Annotated in this window: 9 protein-coding genes; 1 reads left to right on the top strand and 8 read right to left on the bottom strand. The window is 69.5% G+C overall.

Annotated elements, in window-relative coordinates:
* Nucleotides 1–543: 543 nt before the first annotated feature.
* Together J4H86_RS22530 and J4H86_RS22525 are read right to left on the bottom strand one after the other, a co-directional pair.
* The gene (locus J4H86_RS22530) at nucleotides 544–714 is read right to left on the bottom strand and encodes an SRPBCC family protein (protein WP_236540113.1); all 171 of its coding nucleotides are present in this window, start codon (nucleotides 712–714) and stop codon (nucleotides 544–546) included.
* Between the two features lie 419 nt (nucleotides 715–1,133).
* Nucleotides 1,134–1,514, bottom strand: coding sequence for a hypothetical protein (locus J4H86_RS22525; protein ID WP_236540111.1), 381 nt, complete (start codon nucleotides 1,512–1,514; stop codon nucleotides 1,134–1,136).
* 204 nt (nucleotides 1,515–1,718) lie between these two features.
* Between J4H86_RS22525 and J4H86_RS22520 the strand changes: the two genes are divergently transcribed.
* Complete coding sequence (locus tag J4H86_RS22520; protein ID WP_330932447.1) at nucleotides 1,719–1,997, top strand: GntR family transcriptional regulator; 279 nt, start codon at nucleotides 1,719–1,721, stop codon at nucleotides 1,995–1,997.
* 38 nt (nucleotides 1,998–2,035) lie between these two features.
* On the opposite strand, the gene J4H86_RS22515 is transcribed toward J4H86_RS22520, so the two are convergent.
* The 6 genes from J4H86_RS22515 to J4H86_RS22490 form a co-directional block, all read right to left on the bottom strand.
* Nucleotides 2,036–2,908 carry a hypothetical protein gene (locus J4H86_RS22515; protein ID WP_236540108.1) on the bottom strand — a complete coding sequence of 291 codons (873 nt, stop codon included), beginning with the start codon at nucleotides 2,906–2,908 and terminating at the stop codon, nucleotides 2,036–2,038.
* A gap of 36 nt (nucleotides 2,909–2,944) precedes the next feature.
* On the bottom strand, nucleotides 2,945–4,111 hold the full coding sequence (locus J4H86_RS22510; protein WP_236540107.1) for a C40 family peptidase: 1,167 nt from the start codon (nucleotides 4,109–4,111) through the stop codon (nucleotides 2,945–2,947).
* Between the two features lie 7 nt (nucleotides 4,112–4,118).
* Nucleotides 4,119–4,736, bottom strand: coding sequence for a hypothetical protein (locus J4H86_RS22505; protein WP_236540105.1), 618 nt, complete (start codon nucleotides 4,734–4,736; stop codon nucleotides 4,119–4,121).
* Between the two features lie 80 nt (nucleotides 4,737–4,816).
* Nucleotides 4,817–7,267: a type IV secretion system protein gene (locus J4H86_RS22500; protein ID WP_330932446.1), complete on the bottom strand. Its 2,451-nt coding sequence runs from the start codon at nucleotides 7,265–7,267 to the stop codon at nucleotides 4,817–4,819.
* 397 nt (nucleotides 7,268–7,664) lie between these two features.
* Nucleotides 7,665–10,136, bottom strand: coding sequence for an ATP-binding protein (locus J4H86_RS22495; RefSeq protein WP_236540103.1), 2,472 nt, complete (start codon nucleotides 10,134–10,136; stop codon nucleotides 7,665–7,667).
* Nucleotides 10,137–10,335: 199 nt separating this feature from the next.
* Nucleotides 10,336–15,423: a TcpE family conjugal transfer membrane protein gene (locus J4H86_RS22490; RefSeq protein ID WP_236540101.1), complete on the bottom strand. Its 5,088-nt coding sequence runs from the start codon at nucleotides 15,421–15,423 to the stop codon at nucleotides 10,336–10,338.
* Between the last annotated feature and the right edge of the window lie 3 nt (nucleotides 15,424–15,426).

Genomic DNA, 15,426 nt, shown 5'->3' with positions numbered 1-15,426 from the left:
GGCGCCGCTGACAACGATCAGCAGCACCAAGCGGCTGGTTCGGTCTTCGCAAGCGATTGCGTACCGAACCAGCCGCGCCACATGCCCCCTTCCGTTGTTATCCACGTGTCACCTCCTCCCCGTATACGAGGAGGCGCCCTCCCAGCATCAGATACGGAGGGTGCTCGGGAGAGCGCCTGGCGAGAGCCACGATCGTGGTCGCCCTGGGTGGGAATATTCGACGACCCACCTCCTAGGCACCGGCATACACGCCGGCCACCCACGTTCGATATGTGAACGTGTTTTCATCGTAGAAGGTCAAACGACCCTCTGGCACCAGTTCGGCCAATTTCGTCAGATGTCCCTCACTCACCGGCGTGATGGGCGCCGAAACATGGATTCAGCCAACCAAAAGCGCTAGTGACATAGAGCCGAAATATGATCTCTACCGCGAACACTCCCATTCACAGCAAACCGACCGGTAATATAGAGAGCATACGCCTACATAATTCAGTAGACAACACTACGAAAAACGTCCCGTATTGCCACGGTTTCGACCGAATTCTAGCCAGCCAACAGTTCGTCCATCTGTCCCACGGACTCGGTCAGGCCCTCTTCCATGCCCATCATCACGAGTTTGTCCATGTCCCCGGCGGACTCGAAGGAGGTTTGGATGACCATGCGGGTCCCGCCGTCGTGCTTGGTGAGGGACACGCGGGTGGGCATGCTGGGCATGTCGGGCAGGTTCGCCGCTAGGGCCTGCGAAGCCGTCGACGAACTCCAGGAACCGGGGGGCGTCCACGGCGATCACGCGCCACCAGCCGCGAAACTCATCTCCCTCGGGGCTGGTCATGAAGTAGGTACGGTGCCGCCAGGGGTCAGTTCGTGTTCCTCCACCGTGGCCGGGTAGCTGTGTGGACCCCACCACTCCTCCACATCTTCCAGACGGTGCGTACCAACGCGTCGAAGTCCGCGACCAGGGTCATCGTCAGGTTCTCGTCGTCCCGATCCATGCTGGTGGCGCTCATCGACTCCCCCTCGTCGCCCGATTCGTCCTCCCTGCCGCTATCTACCCATTGCGGATGCAGACAAGTAGACACAGAGGCGCCCACCTCGGACGATAGTCAAGGTGGGCGCCCTTGATGCAGGGGTGGTCAGAGGGGCCAGAGGTGCACGAGCTCGTCGTTCAGGGTGAGTTCCATCCGGCCGCCGTGCCAGCGGGTGGGGGCGGTGCAGCTCGACATGATGCGGAGGAGTCCCGTGGGACTCACCAACGTGATCGCGGTTCCGGGGAGCCGGAAGACGCCCTCCAGGCCGGCGATGCCCCGCCACTGGTCCTCGCTCACTACTCCGTAGAGCAGGTGGCCCACGTTCGGCAGCTTGGGGTCCTGCGGCCAGGAGAAGCCCGAGACACTCCGGTGCGGACCGTGGTGGAACTCCGGCATCACGCACCCCAGGTGGTCAGGCCCCTTCACCGGGTGCCAGCCCGGCCGTGGGTGTCCGCACTCCTTGATGAATCGGTCGTCGGCGGTCATGACGACACCACCCCACCGGTTGATCGCCGGGCCAGAACGGACAGTACGATGCCCATGTCATCAGCTCCTTTGAAGCTGGTGGCCGAACCCGGGGGTGTTGGGAGCACCCGCCGGGGTTTTGTTTGGCCAAAGACTACCTAACTTGTATCGACACGTACAGCGACGTATCTCGTTGATCTTGCGCAGCGCTGCTCAACTAGCTTCATGCACATGGAGTTCGGACCGGATGACACCATCGACCACGAAGGGCCACTGACGCCGTATCGGCAGCTCGCGGCCATCATCAGAGCGCGCCTGGAACGCGGCGACTGGCCAACAGGACGACCAATCGCGAGCGAAACACAGCTAACGCAGGAGTACGGACTCGCCCGCACCACGGTCCGCCGATCGATCAAACTACTGGTCGATGAGGGCGTCCTCTTCGTGGTGCCACATCGTGGGACTTATCCTGTGGATAGCACTCAGTGGGATCGGGAAAATTAGCGTCCAGTTCGTGGGACACCCGATCGAACAGTTAGGATCTAATTTGGAACCACAGCATCGAGGCGAATGTTAACTCGGTCCGCAATTCGATTCGCTACTTGCTCAAATGAATCGATACCGGATTCTTGAGCGCCCGACTCAACCCGGTTCTCCAATTCGATCACATAAACGGCGCTCTTATGGCGCACGATCATCGAGTAGGACTCAACCCCTTCTGTGGTTGAGTAAAAAAACTGGCCTTCATCTCCGAAGCTAACTTCTCCACTGTCAGCTACGCCAGAACCAGAGGAGCGTTCGTCTACCCATTGGCCATGAAGGCTCACGGCCGACTCAAAACGATCCGCGCCATCCCCGTCGGAAATCAGAGCGACATACTCGAAATCGAAATTCCATTCATCCAGCGAGTCCCCTCCTGGACGAACAACCCATGAACATTCGTCACTAACGCGACGCGCATCGCTGGACCCAGCCTCCGCGGAATCAGCGTAACTATCACCGGAATCACTTCGTTCGAGCGATAGCTCAGTAATCCCGGGGATGTTTCGATCACACAGATTCAAGCCACCAACTTCGATTTCATCGATTGGCTCTCCAGACTGTTCCGGAACAGTGGCGGCATTGTCCTCACTATCGTCAGACAGAGACCCCACAACGAGGCGGATCCCCCCAAAGACCAAGGCGACCACAAGCACAGCAGCCACGGTGCCGCAACCGACGATGGAGAGGCAGGCCTGCGGCCCGGAGAGCTCCCGGAGCCGGAAGCGCCGGGACGTCGGCTGCTCCGAATCCCCGTCGGGGTCGCTCTCCTCCGCACGATCGGCTGGCTCTCTTTCCTCGGCCTCCGGTCGTGCACGTTCGTCGTCCCTGTCCTCGCCCGCGTCGTCGTTGGTGTCCTTGTCGGGGTCTGCCACAGCGTTTCTCTCTCACCCGGCCGGGTCGGCCGATCATTAGTCCAGGCCGAGCTCTGCCTTGGCGTTCTCGTGTTCCAGCGGCCGGGTGAACCCGAGTATGTCCGAGCGGTTCGGGTCGTCGTAGGGCCGGGTGGCGATCGGCCCGCAGTCCGTGCACCAAGCTTCCACCTGCAGCCCGTCGCCGACCACCATGCCGACGTGCCCCGGCCCCGCTCCGCCGTCCTGGTGCGGGGTGTCGAAGAACACCAGGTCCCCCGGCTGTTCCTCGCCCTGTGGGATCTCCGGCCCGTGTGCCCACTGGTCCCGCGCCACCCGGGGAATCGTCACGCCCACCTGCTCGAACGCCTTCAGGGTGAGTCCAGAGCAGTCGAAGGCGTCCGGCCCGGTCCCGCCCCACAGGTAGGGTTTGCCGCGCTGTGCCAGCGCCCAGTCCACGACGGCCTGCGAGAGGTCGTCCGGTGCCTCGCCGATCGGGCCGCCGTCCTCCCGCTCGGTACAGATCACCGCCCGTTGGGTGGGCCCGTCGACCGTGAAGTCGCCGTCGGCGTAGCTGTCGGCCCAGTCCAGTACGTCCTCCACGTACCACCACGCCCGGTTGTAGGCGAAGATCGCGTTGGGGAGGTCGTCCGGGGCTCCGTTGGCGATCAGGTAGTCGGCCGCGGCGGGGATCGCGTCCTCGGGGTCGTAGACGTCCACGACCCCGTCGTCGTTGCCGTCGACGCCGTAGCCCTGCTCGGGGCGGTCCTCGGTGGCCATCACCGGTTCGCCGCCCCAGGTGTTGGTGGCCGCGAGATCCGCCTGGGTCCCGAACTGCATCGGACCGGCCGCACCGGCCTCGTTCCAGCCCTCGGTCACGCCAGGCCCCTCCCATCGGCCGTGGTGGGTCTCCACCTGGCCGATGGCCGCCAGCACGTTCCACGGAATTCCGCGGTCCTCCCCCGCCTCCTGGTAGATCTCCAGGTAGTTCTCCGGGATGGAGTCCTGGGCGTAGTCGGAGGCTCCCGGCTGCTCGCCGGTGGCACGACACTCCACTCCCCCGGTGAGGAGCCCGGGCATGTTGGAGGAGACCGTGCTGACGGAGACGATGGCCAGCGCGGCCACGATCGTGCCGACCATCACCAGGCCGATCCCGATGGCGAGTCGGGTGGCACAGGAACCGCGGTCGTCGGGCGTGGGGCGAACGAAGGGGGACAAGAGGGTCATGCCTGAGTCAGAGCTCCTCCCCCCAGTCACCGGCATCCGCGGGCTGGAAGTCGTAGACCTGCCAGTCGTCACCGTCGGGGACAACGGTCACGGCGAACTCGCCCAGACTCTCTCGGGAGCCCTCGTCGTCCTCCGCGATGGACTGGGCGTCCACCACGAAGGTGACGGATTCGTCGTCGAAGGAACGCAGTTCGACCGTCTCGGCGTAGCCTTCGGCCTCGGTCTCCTGCTCCTCCAGTTCGGCGCGGCCCGCGCCACCGCCGGACCCGCGCTCCAGCGTCTCGGCGAAGTCGTCGGTGGCGAGCGCGGCGAGCCGGTCCACGTACTCCGCGTCGGACTCGGTGGCGTCGTAGGTGCCGTAGGCGGCGGCGAACTCGCGTGCGGTGAGCGCCGCGTCGTGGAAGTCCGCCTCGGAGTAGGGGACCCACTCGAAGAAGTCCAGGTCGTCCTCTGGGGTGACCTGCATCGGCGTGGGGGCCGCGTCGTCGGCGGCGTCCTGCTCGGCCCGCTCCGCCTCGTCCTCGGCCATGGTGCTGAAGTAGAGGTACACTCCGAACGCGATCAGGCCGACGACGACCAAGGCGAGCACAAGCCGCTGTTGGCGCTCGGACATCTGCCTAGCCATGAGGGGACTTTCCAACGTCGGGGCGGGCTACGGGTCGATGGGGCTCGGGCGCCCGCCGGCGATGGGGAACCCACCCGTGGCTACACATCGTCGTCTCGCAGCCAGAACGGCACGTCGCGGCGGGGGCGGTCACGGCGGCTGCCGTCGCGGGCCCAGAAGGGGCTGGAGGTGTGCGGATCCCGGCGGGACTCGGATCCAGCGAACCAGCCACCACCGGAACCCCCGCGATCCCCGCCGGATCCGCGGGGCTCGCCGCGCGGCGCCGGACGAGGAGCACCGCGCCCCGCGCCACCGCCCCAGCGGGCCCCCCCACCGCCATACCGGCGTGGGCCGCCACGCCCCCATCCGCCGCCCTCGGGGCGCGGGGCACGACCGTCGGATCCTCCTCGTGGGGCGGGAACGTCACGCGGCGCCGGCGCGTCACCCCCGCCACCGCCGCTCCAGCCGCCGCCGGGCCGGCCCGCCGAACCACCCGCTCCCCCACTGGGGGCGCCGAAGAGGTCCGACCAACCGGCACTACCGCGCCCGGTCCACCCGCCGGCGGGCCGGGGTGGGACCTGACCGCTGTCGCCACCGCCGTTGTAACCGACAGAGGCGGCTTCACTGAGTCGGGGAGCGTCCTTGCCGGAACGTCCGGCCGCCGGCATCTCGGTCACCCGAGCACCCTGACCGGAGAAGAGTGGCGGAGGCGCGGCTCCCGCTCGTGCCCGCCCGTAGCCGGCCTGTCCGCGTTGTCGTCGCGCGTCGGACCGGACCCCCATGGGTTCGTTCGCGCCGGTGTCGGCTCCCGGGGCCGCCTGTGGGCCCGCCTCTCCCTCGCCGCCACCGCCGCCCGTGACCGCACCCGTGGCGGCGGCCGCTCCCGCCGCCGCCGCGCCGAGCTGTGGAGCGCGCCGCAGGCCCCACTTCTGTGCCCGCAGGTAGGCGACGGGCGGCAGCGCGGAGGCGCTGCGGCTCAGCACCGAGCTGGTCACGGCGTCGTTGACCATGCGTGAGGTGAAGGTGTTGGCGTTCACCGAGGCGAACAGGTGCGCGAACGGCTTGCGGTAGACGAAAAGGGCCAGCGTGAACAGCGACAGCAGGATCATCTGCAGGCCCCAGCTCAGCCCGGTGGCCATCACCATGCCGTAGGCCATCACCAGCAGCGAGATGAGCAGGATGACGAACACCTGCTTCAGCAGGAGCCCGAACATCATCTCCACCCAGCGCAACAGGATCACCCTGCCGAAGCCGGGATGGATACCGATGAGCAGGAAGACCGGTGCCAGCAATAAGAGCAGCAGGAAGCCGATCTTGAGCACGATCAGCGCGATCGCACCGGCCAGGATCAGGCCCCCGGCGAAGATCGAGGCGAACAGCGCGAGGGTCGCCACGCCGAGGCGCTCCCCGGCCTGGTCACCGGAGAAGAGCGGGAAAACGCCAGGGTAGGCCGTCTCGATGTCGTCGGCGATGTCCGCGTAGGCTTCCTGCTTATCTGTTAGGAGTTCGGCTTGATCCAGTTCTCCATCGGCGATCTGTTGCTGTTCGATGCGACTGATGGACTGGGCCTCGAGGAGCTCCACACCGTAGGAAGCCGCAGCATCCTCCGCGTAATCACCATTGCCGAACGTCCCCGCGACCCAGGGGCGGCAGACCAGTCCCGACCACAGCATCTGGGTGTTCTGGCGGACGGCGAAGTCGCTCTCGTTCTCCCAGTCCGCGCGTTCCATCTCCGGTGCTCCGGCTGGGCACTGGGAGGACACGCCCGGGACGGACACCTGCCCCACGGCGGCGTTGACGAGTTGGCTGCCGGAGTTCACGGCGGTGCCGGCCAGGTTGAGTACCTGTCCCGGCTGGACGAGCACCCACATGCCCATGGCGACGGCGAGCACCATCCAGATGGTGCTCTCGAAGGTGAGGGTGACCCGCTTGCGGATCAGCCCGTACCAGCCGAGCCACAGGGCGCCGAGCACGACGATCGCGGGGATGAGGGGCCGCCAGAGCCCTTCGCGCAGCTCGACGATGACGCTCTCGACCATCGGGTTGAAGTTGTCGAGTAGCCCGTCGGAGGTGGCGGCTTGGTAGACGGTGATCGTGGACTGATTGATGGTCTTGGACAGGTCCCAGGCGGTGCTGGCGAGGGTGGCCTGGGCGGAGGAGCCGAGCTTGTCGACGCAGGAGTCGCGGATGGTATGCCACTGAGTGCCGGCGGTGCCGTACTGGCCGTAGAGGCTGGCGTCCGGGGGGAGACCGTCCGGGGACTCGGCGATGGACGCGGCGGACTGCGGAGGGACGAGCAGGCCGTCGGAGCCGGAGTCGGCTGTCTGTGGCATGGGGGCGGGTTCGCCCTCACAGCCCGGGATGCTGGGCTGGGCCTGCGCCGCGCCCATGGGGGTGAGGAGGAACCCCGCCGCCAGCACGCACAGCAGCAGCCCCCGGCGCAGCCGACGCCGGGCTGGTCGCTCGGCCCGCCCGTGCGGTGCGCTCGGGGTGTGGTCCCGGTCGGGGCGCGCGCTCGTACGCGCCGTCCGACGTTTGGCGTGCCCGCTCACCAGAACCTCCCGGAGATGGTCCCGAACCTCGGGCCAGGGAGGATTCCGCTGCGCGACTCGCTCACGCCTCGGGTCCCGGCCGGCTTGCGTTGGTGTGTTCGACGCGTTCGGTGGGGCCGTGGCAGGTCTGCCGCACCTGGTACGACCGTGGTGTGACCGCCGCGGACCACGCCATGGCCGCTGGTCCAGTCGCGGCCCGAGCGCACCCGGGCGATGCCCGCGAGGCTGGTGTCGGACGGCACGGGTCCCTCCCTTCCGCAACCGGCGACGAAACAGGTAACCCGCCCCGCGTGGGGCGGAACCCCCTCCTCCCGAGAGGAGAGGACATCAACGGGACTCCCCGCGGTCGCGCCGGTTGGGCCGCGCCGCGACGGCTGGGTCGGCGTGCCCGCGGCCTTCACTCCAGGGCCTCGGGACTCACACCGGTGATGGCACCGGTCAGGTGGTCGGGGTGTTCACGGGTGGGGTTGGTGTCGAGCCAGTGCAGTAGCTGGTCGGACACCAGGTCCACACCGACCCGCCCGGCACGCCCGTCCAGGTCACGGAAGATGCACTCTCCGTTACCCAGACTGCGCAGCGTGCCGCGGTGTTCGTCGTTGGAGTCCACCCCGAGCAGGCTCAGCACGTTCTCCACCTCGCCGCGTTCGGAGGAGCGGAAGGCGAACACGCTGGACAGACAGTTGGTGACCTGCTCGTTGAGGAGGTCACCGGCATTCTGGCTGACCAGGATGAGGGCGGTGTTGCGGGAGCGGCCCATCCGGGACACCTCGGGCACCAGCTTGGCGCCCTCGGGGGTGGAGGTGACCGCCCACGCCTCGTCCAGGAAGATCGCCTTGGGCAGGCGCCGGTCGAGGCCGTTCATGAGTCGGCGGGCGAACTGGCTCACCAGGTAGAGCAGCGCGACGCTGAGGCGCTGCTCGTAGGAGTAGTCGTCGCGGTGGATCGTGGCGTCAGGCAGGGTGAGCCCACCCAGGGTGAACACAGTGGTCCAGCCCTCGGTGTCGATCTGGGCGTCGCCCTGGGGGTCGAAGCACAGCCGCGCGAGCCGCATCTCCGCCATGGAGCGCAGGACCGCGCCGAGGTTCTTCGACGCCGCGTCCGGGGAGCGCTCCAGGTGGTTGACCACCTTTAACAAGCTGGGGCGCGGCTGGTTCGCCACCGCGGCCACGGCCTGGATCATCGCGGACTCGCGTTCCTCACTCATGCGGGGCAGGAGGAGGCGCAGGGTCTCGGTGGCCATGGTCTTGCGGCTGGGCAGGTCGTCGCCGAAGCCGAACGGGTCGAGCAGTCCGGCGTCGGCGGAGTCCAGGCTCATGATGCGGGCGTTGCGGCCGCGGCTCTGGAGGAGTTCCACGAGCGCTGCGGCGTCGCCCTTGGGGTCGATGGCGGCCACGGTGATGCCGCGCAGCGCCAGTTGGTAGAGCAACAGCAGCGCGAGGGTGGTCTTGCCGCCGCCGGGTTCGCCGGTGATGGCGATGGCGGTGGGGCGGTTGCGGGCCGCTGCCAGCATCGGGTCAAAGTGCACCACGGAGCGGGAACGGCCGGACGTCTCGCCGATGTAGGGGCCGACCCAGCCGGCACCGTGGGAGTCCACGCCGTCGCCCAACTGCACGGTGGCGGTGGGCATGCCTCCGGCGATAGTGCGCAGGGGTTGGCGTTGGACGTAGGAGTTGAGTCGGATCCGGTCCCCGGGCAGGGACTCCAAGAACAACGCGAACTGGTCACCGGTGGAGTTCACGACGTCGATCCCGATGTCGCGGTAGTGCTCGATGACGGCTTCCACGCGTTGGGTGAGGAGGTCCTCGGTCGGAGCGGACACCATCAGACGGTGCCACCCGTAGACGAACGGGAGGCGTTCCTTGGTGATGCCGTGTTCGAGCGCGCGGGCGGCGTCGATCTGCTCGGCGAGGGCGATGGGGGCCTCCACCCCGGCCTCGCGGATGTGGGCGTCCATGTCGCGGGCGTGGGCGAGGCGCCGGCCGACGTCCTTGCTGGCCTGGGCGGGCGGGACCAGCTTCATCCGCAGGCTGAACTCCACGGGGAAGGGGAGCTGATCGCTGTAGTGCATCCAGGGCTCGCCCTCGGGGAAGGGCATGACCTCGGGGAAGCGGGAGAACGGCAGGTAGGCGACGTGGGCGCTGCCGCCGGGCTGCTCCAGCCGCAGGGACGTACGGCCGTTGACGATCGTCCCGTCGACCAGTGCCTCGATCTCGCCCTGCCCCCACGCACGGCGGCGGGCGGCCGAACGCCGGGGCTCCTCGATGGGACCGGTGACGGCGTGGCGCAGCAGCCACGACAGTTCGGTCGCCGAGGCGTGCCGGGCGCGCAGCGAGGAGGAGGCGAGGGCACGGCCGAGCCGTTCGGACTGGTCGGTCCAGCGGGAGATCTCGCGGGCGTCCACCGCGTCGTCCTCCAGGCCGAGGACCTGCTCGGTGCGCTGGTAGGCGTTGACGAACTGGCCGAACACCCCGCCCTCGAGCTGGGCCCGCATGCCACGCTGACCGAGACGGACCCCCAGGTAGACCTCCTTGGTCCAGAAGTCCTTCTCCCACACGTGGCGGTAGATCTCGTCCAGGTAGTCGTGCCAGCCAGGCCCCTGGTCGGAGGTGTCGTTGAGGCGGGTCGCCCAGGTGACCGCGGGGTAGGTGCGGTGTGCGATCCGCAGGTGCACCTCGGCGTCGTTCATCCGGATCGCGGCCAGGGCGATGGTGATGTTGGCGGCCAGGGCCTCGCGTTCGGTGGGGGTACAGAACTCGAAGGAAACCGTTGGCAGACGGTAGTACGCCCAGGCGAAGGTGTCGCTGAGCAGGATGCGGTCGTCGAAGTAGCGCACCGCCAGACGGCTGGCGCCTCTCGACCGGACGTTCATCGGTTTTCCTCCGTGGATACCCCCGCCGGGGGGCGGGAGAGGCGGGTTCCAAGGTCCTGTTTAACGCGTGCTGTGCCGGCCCGCCACCTGACGGCGCCCTGAGACGCCCCGGCTCCGCTCGGCTGGGCTGCCGGGCGGACGAGGCGATTCCGTCGAGTGGCGGATGGAGGCGGGGCGAGGGGGTGGGGCTGGGGGGTGGTCACCGACGGGCCTCCTCCGACGCCGCGAGGCCGGCGACGACCACACCGCCCAACGCACCGTAGGCCTTGCGGGTGATCGGGCGGAGACTGTTCACCGCGACCTCACCCCGGCCGTCGCTGACGTGCTCGTCCCACGGGGTGCGCACCACGGCGCGGCACTGGCCACGGGCCATGCGTTCGGCGGCGGCGACGTCGTCCACCGTGCGTTTGCTGACGCCGTTGAGGACGAGGACCGCGCGGGAACGCAGCCCACCGTAGCCGTGGCCGTCCAGCCACTCGAAGGTCATCGCCACGGAGCGGGCGGCGTCGGTGCTGGCGGGGGCCACCAGAACCAGCGCATCCGCCACCGGGAGCGCCCGGGCGACTCCGGTGGCGGCCGGGTCGACCAGGCTGATGGTGTAGAAGCGGCCCAGGAGTTCGACCAGCCCGGAGTAGTCCTCGTCATCGAGGGTTTGGACGTAGGGATCATCCTTGGTGCCCACCACTTCCAGCCCGGTGGCGGTCACGGTGGTGAAGCCGCGCATGGACTGGTAACCGGTGAGGTCCCCACCCGTGGCGAGCAGGGAGGTGAGGGTCTCGCCGGTGCCGTTGTGGACCCGGCGCGACATCCCGCCCTGGCTCGGGTTGGCGTCGACGGCGACCACGCGGTCGTCGCGGTAGGACGCCAGGGTGTGCCCCAGCAGGAGGGCGGTCATGCTCTGGCCCGCTCCCCCGGTACAGCCGAGCACCACCACGCTCTGCGGGCGGGCGATCGGCGCCCGCAGCCGCTCGGCGTACTCCTGCGGCAGGTCCAGGGTGGGTTCGTTGCGGGCGCCGGTGATCGCTTGGGCGAAGCGCCGCCATCCACTGGTGGGCGTCTTGCGTCCCCCGGTTTCCGCGGCCTGACGGTCCTGGGCCGGCTCGGACGGCTTTGCCGACGCGGGGCGCCCGTTGGTCGCCGGCCGGCCGGTGGAGTTCGCGGCGCTGTTGGTGCGGGTGGGCGGGCGCGCGGCGGAGTTGTTGCCGCCCGACGCGGTCAGGGCGGACTGTTCCCCGGTTCCGTGGTCGAGCTGGGTCAGGGGCTTCGCGCCACGGACCTTGTCCTTGCGCACGGCCGGCTTGTGCTCGTCCTTGGGCTCGTCGGCGCTGGGCGGCCGCTCGGCGGGTGCGGCGGGCTGGGCGTCATCGGGACCGGTGTCCCCGTTCGCGGCCCGCGCGGCCTGCTCCGCGGCGAGAACCTCGGCGGGGTCGAGCGGCAGGGCCTCGGACTGGGGCCCGGTGGGCATGGACCGCATGGCGCGCGACAGTCGACCCGAGCGCGAGATGCGGGCAGGCCGCTCCGGCGCCTCCGTCGGGGCGGGGTCGGACCGCTCGGCGGGGTCAGCTGGGGCGGGTGCCGCCGACTTCGCGGCCTTCTGTCGGGCCAACAGTGCGGCGTTCTCCGCCGCCTCGATCTCCTCGATGGTGCGGCGGGCGGAGTCCTCCGCGCGGTCCGGCGCGGACATGGACTCGGCGAAACTGCGCTGCTCGTCGGTCGCGTGGTCCAGCTCCAGCGGCGGCTTCGGCATGACGTGCGGGTAGTGCTGCTCGCGGCTGGGCCCGCCACGACGCGGGAATCCGTTGGTCGCGATCGGGGTGATGTCGGGGTCCATGGCCTCGTGGCCGGCGGTGGTGTTCTCGTCGTCGGCCTCGGGCTGGCTGCCGGATACCCGGTTGGGGCCGGAGGAGGCGGCCAGGCTGTGGTGCTCCCCGGTTCCGTGGTCCAGTTGGAGCTCAGGCTTGGGCTCAGGGGCGGGCTCGGCCTCGGGTGGTTCGACGGCGGACCGGTTCGGCCCGGAGGACGCCACCATGCTGAGGTGCTCGCCGGTCCCATGGTCCAGTTGCAGCTCCGGCTTGGCAGCGCGCGCGGACTCCGGCTCGTCGGCCTCGGCCCTGCTGGGTGTCCCCCCGACGGGAGTGTCCACCCCCAGGCTCCGCAACGCGGCGAGCCCCTCCTCCTGACTACGGTGCGCGTCCGCAGCGGACTCGTCAGCGGCGGTCGACTGGCGGAGGTCCGCGTCCTCGGCGTCGGTTTCGGGGGCGGAACCGGAGGTTGTCCCCAACCCCGCGTCCGCGACATGCGCCGAAGCGTCCTCCCGACTACCCCTAGAAACCGGGGGCCCAACTTCGGGATCAGCCACAGCACTCGCCTCGGCACCGTCAGCGCCACCAGCGCCGTCGGTGGCGTCCGTAGCCGCTGCCGGTGTGTTGGCGGCGGCGGTGCTCGACGTCAACGCGGCGTCGTGGTCAGACGGGGAGGCATCCGCGCGTGCGGCGTCCTCGTCGGGGGCCGTGTTCGGCTCCGGTGTCGCGGAGCTCGAGACCTCGGCCGCCGGGCCGGAGTCGGCGGGCAGGTCCGAGGCGGCCTCGCGTCGAGTGGACGACTGGCGGAGGTCCGCGTCCTCGGCGTCGGTTTCGGGAGCGGAACCGGAGGTTGTCCCCAACCCCGCGGCCGCGATATGCGCCGAAGCGTCCTCCCGACTACCCCTGGAAACCGGGGGCCCAACTTCGGAATCCGCCGCAGCACTCCCCTCGACACCCTCGGTGTCGCCGGTGCCTGGCGTGTCCGTCCACCCCGCGTGCGTGGGCGGCGTGTGGTCGGTGCCGTGCGCGGTCTCCGGTCGGTCCTGGGCACTGGCCGAGGACCCGTCGGTCGTAGCACCCGCAACCGGCCGGCCAGCGGACGACTCGTCATCGCGGGTTTCTCGTCCGTCCTCGCGTACGGAGAGCTGGGAAACGTCGCCTTCGGGGGCCAGGTCCTCGCCGGCTTGCGGGCCATCCTCCTGGGCGCGGGGCGAAGCCCCGTTACTCTCGACGTTCGCGGTGCCCGTCACCGTCGCGCTACCCGAATCCTCCGGCGGCGACACGGTGTCCGCGACAGCGTCGGCACCCGCAACCGACCGGCCCACGGACACCTCGTCATCGCGGGTTTCTCGTCCGTCCTCGCGTACGGAGAGCTGGGAAACGTCGCCTTCGGGAGCCGCATCCTCGCCGAGTTCTTGTCGGTCCTCGGCGGTGCTGGAGCGAGATACCCGCTCCTCGGCGGGGCCAGGCGTCCGACGGGACACATGCGTTTCCCACGATGGCGGGACGTCGTCCGCCGCGTCGGTGGTGTCCAGCCCCTCCAGGGGGCTTCCCTCGTCCGTGTCCCGGGCACCCGCCGGAAGTCCGGACGACTCCGCGAAGCTCTGCTGCTCGTCGGTGGCGTGGTCGAGCTCCAGGACCGGCTTGGCTGCTGGCTGCCGCGCCGCCCTCTCCGGGTCCTTCTCGTCCCAGTAGTCCGCCGGCAGTTCCCACGGCGCGGCGTGAGGTCGCTGCTTCGGTCCCGAGTCCTCAGCCTCAATGTCGGCAGCCTCGGCCGCCTCTGGTTCGGCGGGCATACCCAACCCGCGCGCCTGTTCCCGCACGGCCGGCGGGGTGGCGGGCTCCCGCTCGTGGACGGGAACCTGCTCGTCCTCGGCGGGCTCGGACTCGGAAACCGCCTCGATCTCCCGCTGGTGTTCCCGCGCCGTCATGGCCCCCTGGGCACGGCCCCGCAACTGTGCGCGCGCCCGCTCGCCGCCCAGGTCGACCTCCCCGTCCTCGCCCTCGGCCGCGGCGCGGCCAAGCCACGTGTCCCGCTCCTCGGCGGGGGTCGACGACATCAGTTCCTCCGCGCGGCGGCGCGCAGCCACCGAGCGTCGTCGTCGGTCCAGCTCTTCCTGTTCTCGTCGTTCCTGCTCTTCGATCGCGCGTTGGGCGCGTTCCCTCGCGGATTCCTCCACACCTGTGTCCTCCCCCGCGGCTTTCGACCGTGGTGTCGGTGGCGGGAGGGGGGCGGTGTCGCTGGAAGCGTAGGCTCCCTTCGACCGCAGGCGCCAGGGAGTGTCACCGGAGGAGCGGCGCAGGTCGGAGAACCAGTCGACACTGTCGACGTCGTCGTCCTCGATCGCGAGGTCCTCGGCGTCACCCGCCAGGGGTGGAGCGCTGCGTACTTTCTCTGCGGGGGGTTCTGAGCGGACGGTCCCGCGCGCGGGCGTCACGCCGGTAGCGGGCTTCTCGGAGGAGAACGGGTCGGGGGCCTGCTCGCCCCGCTTCGACGTCCCCAGGTTGTCCCGCTGCGCGGCGGGGAGCGGCCCGGAGTCGTCCTGGCGGGGAAGGGCGAAGCCGAAGTACCGCAGCGAGCGGACGACCATGGACGGCTGGCGTCGACGTTCCGGTGCGGGCTCCTCGTCCCCGAGTCCCTGGCTGGGCGCCTCGCCGTCGACTTCGATGGCGTCTTCCGCGCTCAGCTCGGCGTCGTGCGGAGCGAAGGTGGGTGCCGGGCCGTCACTCTCCCCGGGCTCGGGCAGGGTGAGGCGGGCCCGGATCGGCGCACGCGGTTCGGGGGCCGAGGGGGCAGGCGTCTCGGCCACGTCCTCGGCCTGAGTCGCGGGGGCGGGTGCGTCGAGGGCCTCGACTTCCGCCCCCTCGTCGGCGGGCAGGGCCTCGACGAGCGGAGCCTCTTCGGGGCGGGCGTCCTCGGCCGGCGGCCCGTCACCGGGGAGGGTCGTCAGCGCACCCACCGGTTGCGCGACCGGCTCGGCCAGGGGCGGGAACTCCTCCAACTCCGGTGAGAGTTCCATCTGACGCGGGCGGTCGCGGCCGAGTTCGTGAGTCTGCGCCGCCTGGATGTCCTGTCGCCGCGCGCCGCGGACCACAGGGAGCGGGGGTGCCTGGGGGTGGCGGTGCCATACCCGCGTGGTCACCACGATCTCGCGAGGTTCACGCTCCGGGGCCAGTCGGCAGTAGACCGCGGCCTCCGAGGAGTACCGCACGTAGGAGACCGCCAGCTCAGTGGGCCGCTTGCCCTCGACGAAGGTGCGCGTGGCGAGGAAGGCCAACACCAACGGTGGGACGATCCACACGATGTGCCCGACGGGGGGCGCGAACTCCACCCCGATGAGCCGCATCAGCACGGCCCACGCCACGAAGATCGCGACCGTCACACCCAGCGTGACGACGGGCACGGGGAACGGGAGACGGAAGTCGTACAGCTTGTACAGCCGCTTTTCGATCCGCCAGATGCTGGTGTACGTGGGCAGATCCACTTC

This window comes from Spiractinospora alimapuensis (assembly GCF_018437505.1).
In the GTDB taxonomy this organism is placed as follows: domain Bacteria; phylum Actinomycetota; class Actinomycetes; order Streptosporangiales; family Streptosporangiaceae; genus Spiractinospora; species Spiractinospora alimapuensis.
Note: the sequence above shows the minus strand (reverse complement) of the source record. Positions and strands in the feature narration are given on the sequence as shown.